At 67.6% G+C, this 19,142-nt stretch carries 13 protein-coding genes; 6 read left to right on the forward strand and 7 right to left on the reverse strand.

All coding sequences use genetic code 11. The features are described 5' to 3' along the window. Positions 1-34 precede the first annotated feature (34 nt). The 3 genes from gatB to gatC are packed head-to-tail and all read right to left on the reverse strand — an operon-like array spanning position 35 to position 3,362. Complete coding sequence (gatB, locus tag ACLKOY_RS03220) at positions 35-1,549, reverse strand: Asp-tRNA(Asn)/Glu-tRNA(Gln) amidotransferase subunit GatB (RefSeq protein ID WP_140036986.1); 1,515 nt, start codon at positions 1,547-1,549, stop codon at positions 35-37. Continuing rightward, positions 1,549-3,066, reverse strand: coding sequence for an Asp-tRNA(Asn)/Glu-tRNA(Gln) amidotransferase subunit GatA (gene gatA / locus ACLKOY_RS03225; protein ID WP_436452403.1), 1,518 nt, complete (start codon positions 3,064-3,066; stop codon positions 1,549-1,551). Before gatA ends, gatB begins: the two co-directional genes overlap by 1 nt. Beyond that, complete coding sequence (gene gatC, locus ACLKOY_RS03230) at positions 3,063-3,362, reverse strand: Asp-tRNA(Asn)/Glu-tRNA(Gln) amidotransferase subunit GatC (protein WP_042536743.1); 300 nt, start codon at positions 3,360-3,362, stop codon at positions 3,063-3,065. The genes gatA and gatC overlap by 4 nt, the downstream gene beginning before the upstream one ends. A 68-nt stretch (positions 3,363-3,430) precedes the next feature. On the opposite strand from gatC, the gene ACLKOY_RS03235 reads away from it, so the two are divergent. Genes ACLKOY_RS03235 through ACLKOY_RS03245 form a run of 3 tightly spaced genes read left to right on the forward strand, consistent with a single transcriptional unit; the run spans position 3,431 to position 7,472 of the window. Further along, positions 3,431-5,131, forward strand: a complete 1,701-nt coding sequence (locus ACLKOY_RS03235; protein WP_436452404.1) for a long-chain-fatty-acid--CoA ligase — start codon at positions 3,431-3,433, stop codon at positions 5,129-5,131. 47 nt (positions 5,132-5,178) lie between these two features. Next, positions 5,179-7,011 carry a DEAD/DEAH box helicase gene (locus ACLKOY_RS03240; RefSeq protein WP_436452405.1) on the forward strand — a complete coding sequence of 611 codons (1,833 nt, stop codon included), beginning with the start codon at positions 5,179-5,181 and terminating at the stop codon, positions 7,009-7,011. Between the two features lie 8 nt (positions 7,012-7,019). Next, complete coding sequence (locus ACLKOY_RS03245) at positions 7,020-7,472, forward strand: GNAT family N-acetyltransferase (RefSeq protein ID WP_436452406.1); 453 nt, start codon at positions 7,020-7,022, stop codon at positions 7,470-7,472. 5 nt (positions 7,473-7,477) lie between these two features. On the opposite strand, the gene ACLKOY_RS03250 is transcribed toward ACLKOY_RS03245, so the two are convergent. Genes ACLKOY_RS03250 through ACLKOY_RS03265 form a run of 4 tightly spaced genes read right to left on the reverse strand, consistent with a single transcriptional unit; the run spans position 7,478 to position 12,600 of the window. After that, the gene (locus ACLKOY_RS03250; protein WP_436452407.1) at positions 7,478-7,963 is read right to left on the reverse strand and encodes a hypothetical protein; all 486 of its coding nucleotides are present in this window, start codon (positions 7,961-7,963) and stop codon (positions 7,478-7,480) included. Further along, positions 7,960-10,275, reverse strand: coding sequence for an NAD-dependent DNA ligase LigA (ligA, locus tag ACLKOY_RS03255; RefSeq protein ID WP_436452408.1), 2,316 nt, complete (start codon positions 10,273-10,275; stop codon positions 7,960-7,962). The genes ACLKOY_RS03250 and ligA overlap by 4 nt, the downstream gene beginning before the upstream one ends. 42 nt (positions 10,276-10,317) lie before the next feature. After that, entirely contained in the window at positions 10,318-11,415 is a 1,098-nt protein-coding gene (gene mnmA, locus ACLKOY_RS03260) for a tRNA 2-thiouridine(34) synthase MnmA (protein WP_436452409.1), read from the reverse strand. Positions 11,416-11,424: 9 nt separating this feature from the next. Continuing rightward, positions 11,425-12,600, reverse strand: a complete 1,176-nt coding sequence (locus ACLKOY_RS03265) for a cysteine desulfurase family protein (RefSeq protein ID WP_436452410.1) — start codon at positions 12,598-12,600, stop codon at positions 11,425-11,427. A gap of 94 nt (positions 12,601-12,694) precedes the next feature. Here ACLKOY_RS03265 and glgX point away from each other — a divergent pair, with 94 nt between their 5' ends. The 3 genes from glgX (at position 12,695) to glgB (ending at position 19,108) form a co-directional block, all read left to right on the forward strand. Next, positions 12,695-14,767: a glycogen debranching protein GlgX gene (glgX, locus tag ACLKOY_RS03270; RefSeq protein ID WP_436452411.1), complete on the forward strand. Its 2,073-nt coding sequence runs from the start codon at positions 12,695-12,697 to the stop codon at positions 14,765-14,767. Positions 14,768-14,843: 76 nt separating this feature from the next. Then, the gene (locus ACLKOY_RS03275) at positions 14,844-16,907 is read left to right on the forward strand and encodes a maltotransferase domain-containing protein (RefSeq protein ID WP_436454085.1); all 2,064 of its coding nucleotides are present in this window, start codon (positions 14,844-14,846) and stop codon (positions 16,905-16,907) included. Next, a complete protein-coding gene (gene glgB / locus ACLKOY_RS03280; protein ID WP_436452412.1) occupies positions 16,904-19,108 on the forward strand; it encodes a 1,4-alpha-glucan branching protein GlgB in 2,205 nt (734 codons plus the stop codon). Before ACLKOY_RS03275 ends, glgB begins: the two co-directional genes overlap by 4 nt. The last annotated feature ends 34 nt before the right edge of the window (positions 19,109-19,142 follow it).

The raw sequence follows: 19,142 nt of genomic DNA on the forward strand, positions 1-19,142 counted from the left end.
CCCGGACCTCAGACATGAGGTCCGGGGGATCCGGTTACTGCGCAGCGCGCTCGAGGACGAGCTCGCGGACTCGGGCCGCGTCCGCCTGGCCCTTCATCGCCTTCATCACGGCCCCGATCACGGCGCCGGCCGCTTGGACCTTGCCGTCCTTGATCTTGGCGAGCACGTCGGGCTGGGCCGCCAGCGCCTCGTCGATGGCTGCGATCAGCGCGCCATCGTCCGAGACGACGGCGAGTCCGCGGCTGTCGACGACCTCCTGCGGCGTTCCCTCGCCGGCGATGACTCCCTCGAGCACCTGGCGAGCCAGCTTGTCGGTGAGAGTCCCCGCGTCGACGAGCTTCTGCAGCGCCGCGACGTTCTCAGGGGAGATCAGCTCCGTGGCGTCCTTCTCCTGCGTGTTCGCGAGTCGGCTGATCTCACCCGTCCACCACTTGCGTGCAGTGGCAGGGGTCGCCCCGGCGGCGATCGTCGCCTCGACGACCTCCAGCAGACCGCCGTTACGCACGTCCTGGAACTCCAGATCGGTGAAACCCCACTCGGCCATCAGCCGGCGCCGACGGGCCACGGGCTGTTCGGGCAGCTGCGCTCGGAGCTCTTCGATCAGCTCTGCAGCAGGCTCCACGGGAAGCAGATCGGGCTCGGGGAAGTACCGGTAGTCATCGGCATCCGACTTGGGACGACCGGGCGAGGTCGTGCCGGTGTCCTCGTGCCAGTGCCGGGTCTCCTGCGTGATCGTGCCGCCGTCGGCGAGGATCTGCGCCTGACGCTGGATCTCGTAACGCACGGCGCGCTCGACCGAGCGCATCGAGTTGACGTTCTTCGTCTCGGTGCGCGTGCCGAGCTTCTCCTGGCCGCGGGGGCGCAGCGAGATGTTGGCATCGCAGCGGAGGTTGCCGCGCTCCAGGCGGGCCTCCGAGATCCCGAGGCTGCGGACGATGTCACGGATGGTCGCGACGTAGGCCTTGGCCACCTCGGGTGCGCGGTGCTCGGTGCCGAAGATGACCTTGGTGACGATCTCGACGAGCGGGACGCCTGCGCGGTTGTAGTCGACGAGCGAGTACTCGGCGCCCTGGATGCGTCCGGTGGCCCCTCCCATGTGGGTGAGCTTGCCGGCGTCCTCCTCCATGTGCGCGCGCTCGATCGGGATCTGCACGATGGTTCCGTCTTCGAGCTCGACCTCGACCTCGCCCTCGAACGCGATCGGCTCGTCGTACTGCGAGATCTGGTAGTTCTTGCCCAGGTCGGGATAGAAGTAGTTCTTCCGCGCGAAGCGGCTCGACGGTGCGATCGAGCAGCCCAGTGCGAGACCGAGGCTGATCGACGAGCGGATCGCGGTCTCGTTCACGACGGGCAGAGAACCGGGAAGACCGAGGTCGACCGGCGCGATCAGCGTGTTCGGCTCAGCCGCGTGATAAGCCTCGTTCGCCGGGTTCGGCGCGTCCGAGAACATCTTCGTGTTGGTGTTCAGCTCGACGTGCACCTCGAACCCGAGAACGGGCTCGAACAACTCCAGCGCCTTGTCGAAGTCCATGAGCTTGGCGGTGGCCATCAGCGGGTCCCTCCCACGAGCTGGGGTGCACGCGTGAGGAGCGGTGCTCCCCACGAATCGACGAGAAGTGTCTCGACTGCTGCGCCGACCTTGTAGAGGCGGGCGTCCTCCCGCGCCGGCGCGATGAACTGGATGCCGACGGGCAGTCCGTCCTCTGCCGCGAGGCCGCTGGGAATCGAGATCCCCGGGACGCCGGCGAGGTTCACCGGGATCGTCGTGATGTCGTTGAGGTACATCTGCAGCGGATCGTCGATCTTCTCGCCGATCTTGAACGCGGTCGTCGGAGCCGACGGCGTCGCGATGATGTCGACATCGGCGAAGGCGTTCGCGAAGTCCTGCTGGATGAGCGTGCGGACCTTCTGGGCGCTGCCGTAGTAGGCGTCGTAGTATCCGGCCGACAGCGCATAGGTGCCGAGGATGATGCGTCGCTTCACCTCGTCGCCGAAGCCGGCATCGCGCGTCGCGGACATGACGTCCTCGACCGTCGGGTTGCCGTCGGGGGTGACTCGCAGGCCGAAGCGCACGGAGTCGAACTTCGCGAGGTTGCTGGACGCCTCGGCGGGGAGGATCAGATAGTACGCGGCCACGCCGTACTCGAAATGGGGTGCACCGATCTCGACGATCTCTGCGCCCTGAGCTTCCATGAGCGCGAGCGCGCTGCGGAACGACTCGGCGACGCCGGCCTGGAAGCCGCTGTCGGGCAGCTCGCGGATCACGCCGACTTTGAGCCCCTTGAGCACATCTCCGCGTGCGCCCTCACGAGCGGCATCCGCGAACGAGGGCCACTCGTCGCGCAGCGAGGTGGAGTCCTTCGGGTCGTGACCGCCGATCGCGTCATGCAGCAGACCTGCGTCGAGCACCGTGCGCGTCACGGGTCCGACCTGGTCGAGGCTGGAGGCGAGCGCGATCGCGCCGTAGCGGCTGACGCCGCCGTAGGTGGGCTTGACGCCGACCGTGCCGGTCACGTGCGCGGGCTGACGGATGGATCCACCGGTGTCGGAACCGAGCGCCAGCGGAGCCTCGAAAGCGGCGACAGCCGCAGCCGATCCACCGCCTGAGCCGCCGGGGATGCGATCGAGGTCCCAGGGATTGCGGGTGGGGCCGTAGGCGGAGTGCTCGGTGGACGACCCCATGGCGAACTCATCCATGTTGGTCTTGCCGAGCGGGATGAGTCCCGCGGCGCGCGAACGAGCGACGACGGTCGCGTCGTACGGCGAGCGATAGCCCTCGAGGATCCGCGAACCGCTCGTAGTCGGCTGGTCGGTCGTGACCAGCACGTCCTTGATCGCGAGCGGCACACCGGCGATGGGGCCGAGCTGCTCGCCCGCCGCCCGCCGGGTGTCGACGGCCGCGGCGGCATCGAGTGCGCCCTCGTTCACGTGCAGGAACGCGTGGACATCGCCGTCGACGGCGGCGATGCGGTCGAGGTGCGCGCGCGTCGCCTCGACGCTGGAGATCTCACGACTGGCGAGCTTGTCCGCAAGCTCGGCTGCGGTCATCCGGATGATGTCGCTCACTGTTCTTCTCCCAGGATCGCGGTGACGCGGAACCGGCCGTCGGCCTGGTCCGGCGCGTTCTGGAGCACCTGTTCGTGCGTGAGCGTCTCGCCCACCACATCGGGGCGGTAGACGTTGCTCAGCGGGATCGGATGACTCGTCGCGGCGACGTCGGGGCTTGCGACCTCCGACACCTTCGCGATGTTGTCGACGATGGCATCGAGCTGGCCCGTCAGCCGGGTCACCTCGTCGTCGTTGAGCTGGATGCGCGCGAGCACGCCGAGATGGCGCACAAGATCAGGGGTGATTTCAGACACGGCTCAAGTCTAGTTGCCGTGCCCGGCATCCCCCCGCAGTCGAGCGGGGCCCGCCCTATGCTGGGCAGGTGAGCTCGTACCAGCCTCCCCGCCCATGGATCGCCAGCTACGCGGACGGCGTCCCCGACGACCTCGCCCCCGTCTCGGGATCGCTGATCGACATCGTCGCAGCATCGGCTCGTGACTACCCGGATGCCCCCGCGCTGCAGTTCTTCGGCCGCGAGACGACCTATGCACAGCTGCAGGATGCGATCGACCGCGCCGCCGAGGGTCTGCGCGACCTGGGAGTACGCTCCGGGGATCCGGTGGCGATCGTCCTGCCGAACTGCCCGCAGCACATCGTCGCGTTCTACGCGGTGCTCCGTCTGGGCGCGGTGGTGGTCGAACACAACCCGCTCTACACGCCGCGCGAGCTGCGGAAGCAATTCGAGGACCACGGCGCGAAGCACGCGATCGTCTGGAACAAAGTCGTGTCCACGGTGCAGGAGTTCCCTGCGGATCTCGCGGTGACGAATCTCATCTCCGTGGATGTCACCCGGGCGATGCCCCTTCTGACCCGCGCGGCGCTGCGACTGCCGGTGGCCAAAGCACGCGAGTCGCGCGCAGCGCTCACCGAGCGCGTCCGCGGCACCGTCAGCTGGGACTCCCTCGTGCGGTCGTCACCCATTTCGGGGACTCATTCGAAGCCGGCCACCGGCGATCTGGCGATCATTCAGTACACGTCGGGCACCACCGGCACCCCCAAGGGGGCGGCGCTCACCCACGGGAACCTCCTCGCGAACGCCGCCCAGTCGCAGGCCTGGGTGCCGTCGATCCAGCGCGGCAAGGGCTGCGTCGTGTACGCGGTGCTGCCGATGTTCCACGCCTACGGCCTCACTCTGTGTCTGACCTTCGCGATGTCGATGGGTGCACGACTCGTGCTGTTCCCGAAGTTCGATCCGGACCTCGTGCTCGATGTCATGAAGAAGCACCCCGCGACGTTCCTTCCGCTCGTGCCCCCGATCGCGGATCGGCTGCTCACTGCGGCGAATGCCAAGGGCGTGTCGCTCGACGGCATCGAGGTCGCGATCTCCGGCGCGATGGCGCTGCCGCACGAGCTGGTGGTCCCGTTCGAGGCTGCGACTCATGGCTTCCTCGTCGAGGGCTACGGGCTCAGCGAGTGCTCCCCCGTCCTGATGGCGAATCCGGTCGCGGACAACCGTGTGCCCGGCACCGTCGGGCTTCCGTTGCCCGGCACCGAGTGCCGCGTGGTCGATCCCGAGAACCCGACCGTCGATGTCGAACCCGGCGCAGCGGGCGAGCTCCTGGTGCGCGGTCCGCAGGTGTTCTCGGGGTACTACGGCAAACCGGAAGAGACCGAGGCAGTCTTCGTCGACGACTGGTTCCGCACCGGAGACATCGTGACGGTGGACGACGCGGGGTTCATCAGAATCGTCGACCGCATCAAGGAGCTCATCATCACCGGCGGCTTCAACGTCGCGCCGACCGAGGTGGAGAACGCGCTGCGACAGCACCCTCAGGTCGCGGATGCCGCGGTGGTGGGCCTGCCGAGCGACCACTCCGGCGAGGAGGTCGTCGCCGCGATCGTCGTCGACGCGGGAGCGGACGTGGACGTCGAGGCGATCCGCGAGCACGCGCGCAGCATCCTCACCCCCTACAAGGTGCCCCGCCGTGTCTTCGTCGTGGACGAACTGCCGAAGTCCTTGATCGGAAAAGTCCTTCGGCGGCAGGTGAAGGAGAAGCTCCTCGCGCTGACCTCCGGGTCCTGAGGGCGCCCTCACAGGCGTGGAAACCGGGGACGCGCTACCCTTGGTCAGTGACTCCTGAAGACGCTGTACCCACCGACGCCCCCGAGACCCCTGGATTCGAGGAACTCGGTATCACCGGACCCGTCCTCAAGGCGATCCGCGACCTCGGCTACGAGACCCCCTCCCCCATCCAGGCCGCGACGATCCCGACCCTTCTCTCCGGTCGCGATGTCGTCGGCATGGCGCAGACCGGAACGGGAAAGACCGCGGCCTTCGCGCTCCCCGTACTGGAGCGCCTCGACGTCTCGCAGAAGACGCCTCAGGCGCTGGTGCTCGCTCCGACGCGCGAACTCGCCCTGCAGGTCTGCGAGGCCTTCGAGTCGTACGCGTCGAAGATGAAGGGTGTGCACATGCTGCCGGTCTACGGCGGCCAGGCCTACGGCGTGCAGCTCTCTGCTCTGCGCCGCGGCGTGCACGTGATCGTCGGAACGCCCGGCCGCATCATGGACCACCTCGCCAAGGGCACTCTCGACCTCTCCCAGCTGCAGTACCTGGTGCTCGACGAGGCCGATGAGATGCTGAAGATGGGCTTCGCTGAAGACGTCGAGCAGATCCTCGCGCAGACGCCCGTCGAGAAGCAGGTCGCTCTGTTCTCCGCGACGATGCCCCCGCAGATCCGCCGCCTCGCACAGAAGTACCTGCGCGATCCCGAAGAGATCAGCATCAAGTCGAAGACCGCGACCGGCACCAACATCACGCAGCGCTACCTGGTGGTGTCGTACGCCCAGAAGGTCGATGCGCTGACCCGCATCCTCGAGGTCGAGAACTTCGACGGCATGATCGTGTTCGTCCGCACCAAGAACGAGACCGAGACCCTCGCCGAGAAGTTGCGCGCCCGCGGATACTCGGCCGCCGCGATCAACGGCGACGTCGCACAGGTGCAGCGCGAGCGCAGCGTCAACCAGCTCAAGGACGGCAAGCTCGACATCCTCGTCGCGACGGACGTCGCCGCCCGCGGTCTCGACGTCGAGCGCATCAGCCACGTCATCAACTTCGACATCCCCACCGACACCGAGTCGTACGTGCACCGCATCGGGCGCACCGGCCGCGCTGGGCGCAAGGGCGACGCGATCAGCTTCATCACCCCGCGCGAGCGTTACCTGCTCAAGTCGATCGAGAAGGCGACCCGCCAACAGCCGGCGCAGATGCAGCTGCCCAGCATGGACGACGTCAACACAACGCGTCTCGCCCGATTCGACGACGCGATCACGACCGCGCTCGGCGATGGCCCGCGGATCGAGAAGTTCCGCGACATCATCGCCCACTATGTGCGCAACCACGACGTGCCGGAGGCCGATGTGGCCGCGGCGCTCGCGGTCGTCGCACAGGGTGACACTCCGCTGCTGCTCGACCCGTCGGATGACCCGCTGACGAAGGCGGTCGAGTTCGACAACCGTCCGCCGCGCGAACGCAACACGCGTGACCAGCGGGAGACCCGCGAGCCTCGCGAGCGCCGGGGACGGGGCGACTACAAGCCGTACCGCATCGAGGTCGGTCGGCGTCACCGCGTCGAGCCGCGTCAGATCGTCGGCGCGCTCGCCAACGAGGGCGGCCTCGGCCGCGACGACTTCGGCGCCATCAACATCCGGCCGGACTTCACGGTGGTCGAACTGCCCGCGAATCTCGACTCCTCGGTGCTCGACAAGCTCAGGGACACCCGCATCTCGGGTCGACTGATCGAGATCAAGCCCGACCGCGGCCCGGCCTCGCGACGCAACGACGGACCCCGTGATTCCTCGGGCAGCCGCGACGAACGTCCGCGATACGACCGCAATGACCGTCCGGCACGCACCGATGACCGCGGCGAGAAGCCGTTCCGCAAGCCGCGCCACAAGGACTGATCGGCCACATGCACATCGAGCGCGCCGGCCCCGCGGACGTCCGGGACCTGGCGCGCTTGAAGTGGATCGACCGAACCACTGACAAGGCCGACACGGCGGAGTTCGACTCGTTCGCGGAAGCGCTGGCGTCTTGGTGGGAAGCCCATAGGGACACGCACTTCGCGTTCGTGGCCCGAACGGAGGGCGCCCCAGTCGGCGCCGCGTGGGTCGCGCTGCTCCCGCGCGTGCCGAGCCCTGGTGCGAGCAACCGCCTCTCGGCAGACATCCAGAGCGTCTTCGTGATGCCCGAGCATCGTGGCGGCGGCGCAGGCACCGCGCTCGTCGACGCAGCGACCGCCCACGCTCTCAGCGCCGACGCCTCCCGGGTCACCGTGCACTCGAGCGAGCGCGCTGTTCCGGTCTATCAGAGGCTCGGGTTCGCCGGATCGCCGAAGTTGCTCCAGCGCATCGCCGACGCATAGTCGCGTCAGGAGCCTGAGGTTCCTGACGCCCCGCTGCGTGCCAGGCGCGCGGCGACATCGAGCAGCGACTCCGGTCGAGCGAGCAGCGATCGCTGCTCCGGGTGGTCGATGAGGTGCTGCAGCAGCTTGTGGGCGCCGTCTACTGTCGGAGCCCAGTATCCGCCGACATGGTGACGACTCAATGGCACGGTCGTCGATTCCCCGTCGATCTGCACATCAACGGCACCGTCATCCGGGTCCACGCCCAGATCAGACAGGGCGATGAAGGTCAGGGCTCCGAGCAGCACAGTGCCCACGAGCCCGGGCAGGCGGAAGCGGGTCGTCGGCACGTCGAGCAGGATCTTCTCGACCTGGTCCCACGCCACGATCCCGCGGTTCTCCGCGCCCTCACGGAAGAGAAGCGCGTCTTGCGTGAGACGCAGATGATGTCTGCCCGGGTCGCCGACCGCGAGAGCACCCGGCACCACGATCAGGGGCCCGTAGCGCTTCATCCCAGCGCGTCCGGTCCTTCGGTCACGAGCACGTGGAACTGGGCGGCGTCGAGGATCCGGATGCCCAGTTCCTCGGCCTTGCCGAGCTTCGACCCCGCGCCCGGCCCCGCGGCGACGAAGTCGGTCTTCTTCGAGACACTCGATGCCGCCTTGCCACCGGCTTTGATGATGGCCTCCTGCGCGCCGTCACGCGTGTAGCCGTCGAGCGAGCCCGTGGCGACGACGGTGATCCCGTCCAGCACGCCGCCCTCGACCACTGCCGCGCCTGGGCCCGGGTGCCCTGGCGTGGACCACTGAACGCCGGCTTCGGTCCACCGTCGCACGATCTCCTGGTGCCAGTCGACATCGAACCATGCGAGCAGGGAGTCCGCGATGATGCCGCCGACGCCTTCGACTGCAGCGAGCTCATCGCGGGATGCCGCGCGAATCGCGTCGAGCGAACCGAACCACTGCGCCAGCGCTCTCGCCGCAACCGGCCCGACGTGGCGGATGTTGAGCGAGACGAGAAGGCGCCAGAGATCCTTCGTCTTCGCCTTCTCGAGCTCTGCGAGCAGAGTCACCGCCTGCGACGACGGCTGTGGACCTTCGAGTCCTGACTTCTTCTCAGCAGCGGTCGGGTTGCGCCGGAACGGAGCCCTCGTCTTGACCAGACCGTCTTCGTCTTCCTTCGTCAGCCCCGTCTCGGCGTCCCGCACGAACAGCTCGATCGGCACGATCTCATCGAGCGTCAACGCGAACAGACCGGCCTCTGTCTCGAGGGGCGGAACGGCGGGCGATGTCGGTTGAGTGAGCGCGGCCGCGGTGACTTCTCCGAGGGCTTCGATGTCGAGCGCACCCCGCGAGCCGATGTGCTCGACGCGGCCGCGCACCTGTGCGGGACAGGACCTCGCATTGGGGCAGCGCAGATCGATGTCGCCCTCTTTCATCGATCGCAGCGGCGTCCCGCACTCCGGGCACTCGGCCGGCATCACGAACTCGCGCTCCGTGCCGTCGCGTTTCTCGACCACCGGCCCCAGCACCTCGGGGATCACGTCTCCTGCCTTACGGAGCACGACGGTGTCACCGATCAGCACCCCCTTCGCCTTGACGACGTCCTTGTTGTGGAGGGTGGCCTGCCTGACGACTGATCCGGCGACCTGTGCGGGCGCCATCACCGCGAACGGAGTGGCACGGCCCGTGCGACCGACCGACACGACGATGTCGAGCAGTTTCGTCTGCACCTCCTCGGGCGGGTACTTGTACGCGATCGCCCATCGCGGAGCCCGACTCGTGGCGCCGAGCTCATCGTGCAGCGAGAGCTCGTCGACCTTGACCACGATGCCGTCGAGCTCGTGCTCGATGTCGTGTCGGTGCTCACCGAAATGCTCGACGAACGCCACGACCTCGTCGATGCTCGTGCAGACCTTCGTGTGCGGGCTCGTGGGGAGCCCCCATTTCGCGAGCCGCTCGTACACCTGACTCTGCGCCGCGACCGGCGGATCGGGCCAGGCGCCGATGCCGTGCACGTAGAGGGCGAGCGACTCGATGCGGAGCATGCCCGCCTCGAGCTCGAGTCCGTTCTTCTTCTCGATCTGCTGGCGCAGACCGCCGCTCGCCGCGTTGCGAGGATTCGCGAACGACGGGAAGCGTCGCGCCGCAGCCGTGCGAGCCTTCTCTTCGTCGAAGGGCTTCTTCGCCCCGACACGCGCCTCCCACCGCGCGTGCGCGTCTGCATACGCGCGCTCGCGGAACTCGGCTTGAGCCGCGTTCAGGCGCTCGAATGCCGCGACCGGGATGAAGACCTCCCCGCGCACCTCGACGATCTCCGGATGCCCCGTGCCCGAGAGCTCGAGCGGTATCTCGGGCAGCCGCAGAGCGTTCTCGGTCACGATCTCGCCGACGCGCCCATCGCCTCGCGTCGCGGCGGACGTCAGGCGGCCGTTCTCGTAGCGGAGATTGATCGCGAGTCCGTCGATCTTCAGCTCGGTCAACCAGTCGATGTCACGCCCTGCCGAGGCCCGCGTCTTCGCAGCCCATTCCCTCAACTCGTCGATCGAGAACACATTGTCGAGGCTCAGCATCCGCTCGGCGTGCTCGATCGTCGCGAGACCCGTCGCTTCGGCGGCGCCCACCATCTGCGTGGGCGAGTCCTGCCCCTGGAGCTCGGGGTGCAGGCGTTCGAGCTCTTCGAGCCTGCGCATCCAGCCGTCATACGTCGCGTCATCGACCAGCGACGTGTCGCGCCCGTAGTACGCGTCCTTCGCTTCGAGGATGCGAGTGGTCAGCTCGTCCGCTTCGACACGGGCGTCTTCCAACGAGATGTTCTCCGGCACCCCGCAAGTCTACGAGCGGCCACCGACATCCCGCGGGAGGCGCTACGCGTCGACCGGTACCGCAGACACCGTGCGGTCGATCGTGAACTGACCGAGCACACGAGTGCCGACGTACAGGACCGCCGTCTGTCCCGGCGCGACGCCGTTCAGAGGCTCGTCGGGTACGACGCGCACGCCGTCGGAGGAGACGAAGGCCCGAGCGGGCTCGGGTTCGGCATGAGCCCGGATCTGCACCTCGCAGTCGAACTCGAAGTCCACGGGAGCTGCTCCCGCCCAGCTGAATCGCTCACCGGCGATCTCGCGGATCGCGAGCGCCTCCTTCGGTCCGACCACCACCGTGTTCGACACCGGACGCACTTCGAGGACGAATCGCGGCTTGCCGTCCGCCGCCGGAACACCGAGCTTGAGCCCACGACGCTGGCCCACCGTGAACGCATGCGCACCCTCGTGCGAGCCCACCACCTCACCCGTGCGGTCGACGACCTCACCCGTCGCTGTGCCGACCTTCTCGGCCAGCCAACCGCGCGTGTCGCCGTCGGGGATGAAGCAGATGTCGTGGCTGTCGGGCTTCTGCGCGACCGTCAACCCGCGCTCCGCGGCCTCTGCCCGGACGACAGCCTTCGACGGCGTCGTGCCGAGGGGGAAGTAGGTGTGCGCCAGCTGCTCGGCGGTCAGCACGCCGAGCACGTACGACTGATCCTTCGCATTGTCGGCCGCACGATGCAGCTCGAGGCCGCCCTCGGTGGGAACAAGGGTGGCGTAGTGCCCCGTGCACACCGCGTCGAAGCCGAGTTCGATCGCGCGTTCGAGGAGGGCGGCGAACTTGATCTTCTCGTTGCAGCGCATGCAGGGGTTGGGAGTGCGCCCGGCCTGGTACTCCGAGACGAAGTCGGCGATCACGTCTTCGCGGAACCGCTCGGAGAAATCCCAGACGTAGAAGGGGATGCCGAGCAGATCTGCCGCGCGGCGCGCGTCGAGAGCATCCTCGATGGTGCAGCAGCCTCTGCTTCCGGTGCGCAGGGTCCCGCCGGCGCGGGACAGCGCGAGATGCACTCCGACGACGTCGTGTCCCGCCTCCACGGCACGCGCGGCCGCGACGGCGGAGTCCACTCCGCCACTCATGGCCGCAAGAATCCTCATGGAGCCAGTCTACGAGCGCGCGGCTGAGCCGGAGCCGGAAGCCCTCGCATAGGCGTCGGCGATCGATGCGAGAACAGCGTCGACGTCGGCATCCGTCGAGGTGCGTCCCAGCGAGAACCGGAGCACGCTGCGTGCATCCTGCTCGCTGCGTCCCATGGCCATCACCACGTGCGACGGCTCTGCGACTCCTGCCTGGCACGCCGATCCGGTCGATGCAGCGATCCCCGCCATGTCGAGCAGGAACAGCAGGCTCTCCCCCACCGCGCCGGGGAAGAGGAGCTGCGCGTTGCCCGGAAGCCGCCGCGAGGCATCGCCCAGCAGTTCTGCCTGCGGCACTCGTCTCGTGATGCCGCTGACCAGCCGGTCGCGCAGAGCCGCCAGTCGAGTCGACTCCGACTCCTGCTCCGACTCCGCGAGTTCGAGCGCTGTGGCGAACGCCGCCGCCCCCGCGACGTCCTGCGTCCCGGCACGGAGCCCTCGCTGCTGCGCGCCCCCGCGAAGGAGCGCGGAGAGCCGCGCCGTGCGAGCTACGACCAATGCACCGACACCGACAGGCGCCCCGATCTTGTGTCCTGCGACGCTCATCGCCACCAGACCGGCCGCATCCGGGGCATCGCCTCTCAGCGCTCGGAAGGAGAGCGGAAGATGGCCGAGCGCCGACACGGCGTCGAAGTGAAGGGGAACGAGACGCGCCGCGGCAGACGACGCCAGTTCCACGGCGTCATTGATCGTTCCCGCCTCGTTGTTGGCGACGAGCGCAGTCGCCAGCGCCGCACCCGGAAGCTGATCGGTGAAATCCCCCGCATCGATCTCCGCCGTGCGATATACCGGTACAGCGCGCAGAACTGCTCCCGCCCCGATCAGCGCCTCGACGGTGTCCATGGTGGCGTGATGCTCAGCATCCGGCATCACGATGGCGTCCGTCCCCGGTCGGCGCGCCTGCCACAGCCCCTGCAGTGCGAGATTGATCGACTCGGTGCCGCCGGAGGTGAAGACGACCTCGATGGGATCGCAGTCGAGCACAGCAGCAGAGCGTTCACGCGCCTCCTCGAGCAGTCGTCGAGCGTCCTGCCCCGCGCCGTGGGTCGACGACGCATTGCCGACCATCGCGCTCGCCTCCAGCCACGCCTCGCGCGCCTCGGGGCGCAGCGGGGTCGTCGCGGCGTGATCGAGATAGTGCTGCATCCTTCAACTCTCCCGCATTTTCATCGCCCGGGGTGCACATGGAACTGAGTGCACGGTGTCCTGGCACCCGAGCGCAGCACCCTATGGTGTATTCATGCCCGCGATCCGAGACATCACCGTGCCCGGCGGTACTGCACTCGACAACCTCGGCGTTCGCCTTCACGACGGCGTCGGAACACTCCGCGTCTGGTCGCAGAACGCGTCCTCCATCGAGCTCGTCGTCTTCGATGCCACCGACCTCGACTGGGTCATCGATCAGGTCGACCTCGCACGCCTTCCCGGGGGTATCTGGGAGGTGACCACCGAGCTGCTCCAACCCGGCACCCGATACGCCATCCGCGTCGGAGGTCCGCACGGCCCTGGCAACACCTTCAACCCCGAGACGCTCCTCCTCGATCCTTATGCCCGCGGTCTCGCCCAAGGCGACGGCTACGAGGAGTGGCGCTCCGTCGTGATCGTCGACGGGTTCGACTGGGGCGACTCCGTCAAGCCGCGAATCCCGCTCGACCGGACGGTGATCTATGAAGGCCATCTGAAGGGGCTGACCAAACGCCACCCCGATGTGCCGCCCGCTCTGCACGGCACGTACGCCGGACTCGCGCACCCGGCCATGATCGAGTACTTCCACTCTCTCGGGATCACCTCGATCGAGCTGCTTCCCGTTCAGGCGTTCGTGCCCGAGCCCCGGTTGCTCGAGCGCGGCCTCACGAACTACTGGGGCTACAACACCCTCAACTTCTTCACGCCGCACAACGCCTACGCGTCGGAGGACGCACGCAAGGGCGGCCCTGAGGCCGTTCTCGCCGAGTTCAAGGGCATGGTGCGACTGCTCCACGAGGCAGGACTCGAGGTCATCCTCGACGTCGTCTACAACCACACCTCGGAGGAAGGACTCGGAGGCCCTCGCTCGAGTCTGCGTGGGATCGACAACGCGAGCTACTACCGACAGGACGCGTCCGGCGCCTACATCGACACGACGGGGTGCGGCAACACGCTCGACACCTCGACCGACGCCGGCGCCCGACTCGTGCTCGACTCGCTGCGTTACTGGGCGCAGGAGATGCAGATCGACGGATTCCGTTTCGACCTCGCCGCCGCCATCGCCCGCGACGCCTCACACACCTACACGCCGGATCACCCGCTGCTCACGGCGATCGCGAACGATCCGATCCTCAAGGAGACCAAGCTCATCGCGGAGCCGTGGGACGTCGGCATGGGCGGCTGGCAGACGGGGAACTTCCCCAAGGGCTGGCTGGAGTGGAACGACCGCTACCGCGACCGCGTGCGCAACTTCTGGCTGAGTGACATCGACTACGCGCGCCGCGCCTCCGCTCCCGTCGGCATCGGCGGTTTCGCCACGCGTCTCGCAGGCTCCTCCAACACCTTCGCCGACGAACGGGGCCCGCTCGCGAGCATCAACTTCGTCACGGCACACGACGGATTCACGCTGCACGATCTCGTGTCGTACGACGTCAAGCACAACGAGGCCAACGGCGAGCAGAACCGCGACGGCGCCGACATGAACCGCGCGTTCAATCACGGCATCGAGGGGCCGACTGACGACCCGGCCATCCTCGCCGCCCGTCGGAAGGCGATGCGCAATCTGCTCGGCACCCTGTTGCTGTCCGCGGGGATCCCGATGCTCACCGCCGGCGATGAGGTCGGACGCACCCAACGCGGCAACAACAACGCCTACGCCCAGGACTCGTCGCTGACCTGGCTCGGATGGGATGAAGAGCCGTGGCAGGAGGATCTCCGCGCGCACGTCGCTCGACTCATCCAGCTCCGTTCGGAGAACCCTGCCCTGCGTCCGAGCCGGTATGCCCGACTCGGCGAGCACATCCCCAACGCCTCCGTCATGGACTGGTTCGACCAGAACGGCGAGACGATGGAGAGCGAGCAGTGGACCGACCCGGGCAACCGGACACTCCAGTACGTCGCTGCCTCGACCCCCGATCGCGAGGCGGCCAACCGGATCCTCCTCATCGTGCACGGCACGGAGTCGCCGATCGACGTGCGCCTCCCTGAGGAACTCGAGGATGCGACGCGCTTCGTCTCGCTGTGGTCGAGTGCCGACGACCGCCCGGATGACGGCGGTGAGGTGTTCGCCCCGGGCGACATCCTGCCCATCCCCGGCACCTCCATGCGACTCTTCCGCGTGGAATGACGGGCGGCGCGCCGGTGCCTTCTGCGAGCTACCCGCTCGCCTTCGGGAGCGGTACATTCGGGGGGTGGCCGCACGTATGAGCAGCACCAGTCCGAAGGCTCTCCGAAGCCCCGCACAGATCCCGTCGCGCCCGCTGGGTGCCGTCTCGGACGGCGACGGGCTCGTCGCGACCCGCATTCCACTGGTCGGTGGTACACCGGCCGTGCCGGGCGGTTTCGCACCCAAGGCCTTCGTCGGCGAGGTGGTTCCGTTCAGCGTGGTCGCCTTCCGCGAAGGGCACGACCTGATCGGCGTGCAGCTCCGGTTGATCTCACCTGAGGGCGACGAGACCCTGCACCGCCTGACCCCGTTCCTGGATGGAAGCGACCGCTGGGGTGCCGAGGTCGCGATCGACCTGCAGGGTCTGTGGACCTTTCGCTTCGAGGCGTTCTCCGACGACTTCGCGACCTGGGCTCACGCCGCCGAGGTGAAGGTCGCCGCCGGCGTGGACGTGCCGGTGATGGCGGCGCTCGGAGCCGAGCTGCTCACGCGCGCAGCGGCCGAGAAGGACCGCCCTGCAGCTCAGCGCAGACGTCTCGCCGACATCGCCGCGGCGCTCGCCGGCGGCGATGCGGCGCTCACCACCGCTGCCGCGACCGATGCAGAGCTCACCGGTTTCTTCCGTGACCGGCCCCTCATGACACTGCGATCGACCTCGGCGGCGCGCACGCTGCTCGTCGAGCGGACTGCGGCAGGCGTCGGGGCCTGGTACGAGTTCTTCCCGCGATCCGAGGGCGCGAAGCGCCTCAAGGACGGCACGATGAAGAGCGGCACGTTCAGGACGGCCGCCAAGCGCCTTCCTGCTGTCGCCGCCATGGGATTCGACGTCATCTATCTGGTGCCCATCCATCCGATCGGAACGACGAACCGCAAGGGCCGGAACAACACGCTGACGACCGAACCAGGGGACCCGGGTTCGCCGTATGCCATCGGCTCCGCCGACGGCGGTCACGACGCGATTCACCCCGAGCTCGGCAAACCAGCCGACTTCCGCGCCTTCGTGCGAGCCGCGAAGAGCCACGGACTGGAGGTCGCTCTCGATCTCGCTCTGCAAGCGTCTCCGGATCACCCCTGGGTCGATGAGCACCCGGAGTGGTTCACGACCCTTCCCGACGGCACCATCGCCTACGCGGAGAACCCCCCTAAGAAATACCAGGACATCTACCCCCTGAACTTCGACAACGACCCCGCCGGGATCTACCAGGAGATGCTGCGAATCGTGCAGCACTGGGTGCGCGAGGGCGTGAAGATCTTCCGGGTCGACAACCCGCACACGAAGCCGCTGCAGTTCTGGGAATGGCTCATCGCCACCGTGAATGCTCAGGATCCCGACGTGATCTTCCTCGCGGAGGCTTTCACGCGCCCTGCTGTGATGCGCGCGCTGGCGGCCGTCGGTTTCCAGCAGAGCTACAGCTACTTCACCTGGCGCAACACCAAGGCGGAGCTCGAGGAGTTCCTGACGAGCGTCTCACACGAGACCAGCGACTACATGCGCCCGAACCTCTTCGTGAACACGCATGACATCCTCACCGAGTATCTGCAGTTCGGCGGACGCGCGGCATACCGGATCCGCGCATGCATCGCGGCCACCGCTGCTCCCGTGTACGGCGTGTACGCGGGCTACGAACTCTTCGAGAATGTCGCGCGCCCCGGTTCCGAGGAGAACATCGACAACGAGAAGTACGAGTTCAAATTCCGTGACTGGGAGGGCGCAGAGGCTGCAGGCGACTCGCTGGCCCCTCTGCTGCGCCGGCTGAACGAGATCCGCACCGCGCACCCGGCTCTCCGTCAACTCCGCAACCTCTCCGTGCACTGGAGCGATGACGACTCCGTGCTCGTCTACAGCAAGCATCTCGACGCAGCCTTCACCGGCACCGGCCAGTCCGACACGATCCTCGTGATCGCCAACGTCGATCCGCACTCCGTCCGCGAGACCACCGTCCATCTCGACACGACGATCTGGGGCGTGCCCCAGGGCGAGCAGTTCGAGGTGGAGGATCTGCTGACCGGCGCCGTCTGGACCTGGGCCGACCACAACTACGTGCGCCTCGACGCCTTCGCCGAGCCGGTGCACATACTGAAGGTGAGGAGACGAGCATGAGCTACGTCGAAGATGCGGCAACGTCGTCGGACTGGGCCGCAGTGGCGTCCGGTGAGCACCACGACCCGCACGCCGTGCTCGGCTCGCATCCGTTCACGGACGCGAGCGACCGCACCGTCACGGTGATCCGTGCCCGCCGTCCGCTCGCCTCATCGGTCGAGGCCGTCTTCGAAGACGGGAGTCGACTCGCCCTCGAGCACGTCGCGCACGGCATCTGGGAGGCGCAGCACGACGGACCTCCGGTTCCGTATCGGATCGCCACCGCCTACGGCGACGACGACGAGACGATCAGCGGCGACCCCTACCGCCACCTGCCCACCCTCGGCGACGTCGATCTGCACCTGATCGCAGAGGGACGTCATGAACGCCTGTGGCATGTGCTGGGCGCGCACGCTCGTGTCGCCGACGGCGAGACCGGTGTCGCGTTCGCGGTCTGGGCTCCCAACGCCACAGCCGTTCGTGTCGTCGGCGACCACAACGGATGGAACGGCGAGTCGCACGCGATGCGCTCGATGGGCGTGAGCGGCATCTGGGAGCTGTTCATCCCCGACCTCGCGATCGGAACGACCTACAAGTACGAGATCCGCACTCGTGAAGGCTCGTGGATCTTCAAGGCCGACCCGATGGCTCAGGCCGCGCAGGTCCCGCCCGAGACAGCATCGGTCATCACGCAGTCGACCTACGCCTGGTCGGACGGTGCGTGGATGACCCGCCGAGCAGCGACCCACGCGGTCGCCCAGCCGCTTTCCGTCTACGAGGTGCACCTCGGCTCCTGGCGCGGAGGCCTGAGCTACCGCGAGGCGGCAGAGCCGCTCATCGCCCATGTCACCGAAGCCGGTTTCACGCACGTCGAGTTCATGCCGCTCGCAGAGCACCCCTTCGGTGGCTCCTGGGGCTATCAGGTCAGCGGATACTACGCGGCGACGAGTCGATTCGGCAGCCCCGATGATCTGCGCTACCTGATCGATCGCCTTCATCAGGCGGGGATCGGCGTGATCATGGACTGGGTGCCCGGGCACTTCCCCAAGGACGCCTTCGCCCTCGCGAAGTTCGACGGACAGCCGTTGTACGAGCACCCCGACCCTCGGCGCGGTGAGCACCAGGACTGGGGAACCCTCATCTTCGACTACGGCCGCCCCGAGGTGCGCGGCTTCCTGGTCGCCAACGCCCTCTTCTGGCTGAGCGAGTTCCATGTAGACGGCCTTCGGGTCGACGCGGTGGCCTCGATGCTGTACCTCGACTATTCGCGCAACGAAGGCGAGTGGGAGCCGAACATCCACGGGGGCAGAGAGAACCTCGAGGCCATCCGGTTCCTGCAGGAGGTCAACGCGACCGCCTATCGCCTGCACCCCGGCGTGCTGATGATCGCGGAGGAGTCGACGAGCTTCCCCGGCGTCACTGCACCGACCGACCACGCCGGACTCGGGTTCGGGTTCAAGTGGAACATGGGCTGGATGAACGACTCCCTCCAGTACATCGAACGCGACCCGATGTACCGCTCGCACCACGAAGGTGAGATGACGTTCTCCTTCGTGTACGCGTTCGGAGAGAACTATCTGCTCCCGATCAGCCACGACGAGGTCGTGCACGGCAAGGGCAGCCTGCTCGCGAAGATGCCCGGCGACCACTGGCACAAGCTCGCGAACGTTCGCGCGTACCTCGCGTACATGTGGGGTCACCCTGGCAAGAAGCTGCTCTTCATGGGCCAGGAGTTCGGGCAGTTGGCGGAGTGGTCCGAATCCCGCGAGCTCGACTGGTGGCTGCTGGAGCAGCCGTCGCATGCGCAGCTGCAGAGTTTCGTAGGGCAGCTGAATCGTACTTATCGCGCCCAGGCGCCTCTCTGGGAGCGAGACAACGACGGCTCGTCGTTCGCGCGTCTCGGTGCTCCCAGCTGGGACCCGAATGTGATCGCGTTCGAGCGCCGTGATGCACATGGCGGCCGTGTCGTCGTGATCAGCAACTTCGCCGGCGTCGAGCGCAGCGGACACCGCCTGGCTCTGCCTGTCGCAGGTGTATGGCAGGAGATCCTCAACACGGATGCCGCAGAGTACGGCGGTCGCGGATCGGGCAACCTCGGCATGGTCGTCGCGCACTCAGAGGAGGGCGGACCCGCTGTGGCGACTGTCACGATCCCCGCGCTGTCCACCATCTGGTTGCGTCACGAGAGCGAGCCTCACGTGCCCACGATCAGCCACGGCTGATCAGTCGCGACTGACCGGCTACGGCTGACCGCCC

It is taken from the genome of Microbacterium sp. K2 (assembly GCF_051365005.1).
Lineage (GTDB): Bacteria > Actinomycetota > Actinomycetes > Actinomycetales > Microbacteriaceae > Microbacterium > Microbacterium foliorum_B.

Coding starts and splice junctions, on each gene's coding strand:
- gatB (WP_140036986.1), bottom strand. CDS start 1,549: ATGGCCACCGCCAAGCTCATGGACTTCGACAAGGCGCTGGAGTTGTTC.
- ACLKOY_RS03245 (WP_436452406.1), top strand. CDS start 7,020: ATGCACATCGAGCGCGCCGGCCCCGCGGACGTCCGGGACCTGGCGCGC.
- ACLKOY_RS03275 (WP_436454085.1), top strand. CDS start 14,844: ATGAGCAGCACCAGTCCGAAGGCTCTCCGAAGCCCCGCACAGATCCCG.
- glgX (WP_436452411.1), top strand. CDS start 12,695: ATGCCCGCGATCCGAGACATCACCGTGCCCGGCGGTACTGCACTCGAC.
- mnmA (WP_436452409.1), bottom strand. CDS start 11,415: ATGAGGATTCTTGCGGCCATGAGTGGCGGAGTGGACTCCGCCGTCGCG.
- glgB (WP_436452412.1), top strand. CDS start 16,904: ATGAGCTACGTCGAAGATGCGGCAACGTCGTCGGACTGGGCCGCAGTG.
- ACLKOY_RS03265 (WP_436452410.1), bottom strand. CDS start 12,600: ATGCAGCACTATCTCGATCACGCCGCGACGACCCCGCTGCGCCCCGAG.
- ACLKOY_RS03250 (WP_436452407.1), bottom strand. CDS start 7,963: ATGAAGCGCTACGGGCCCCTGATCGTGGTGCCGGGTGCTCTCGCGGTC.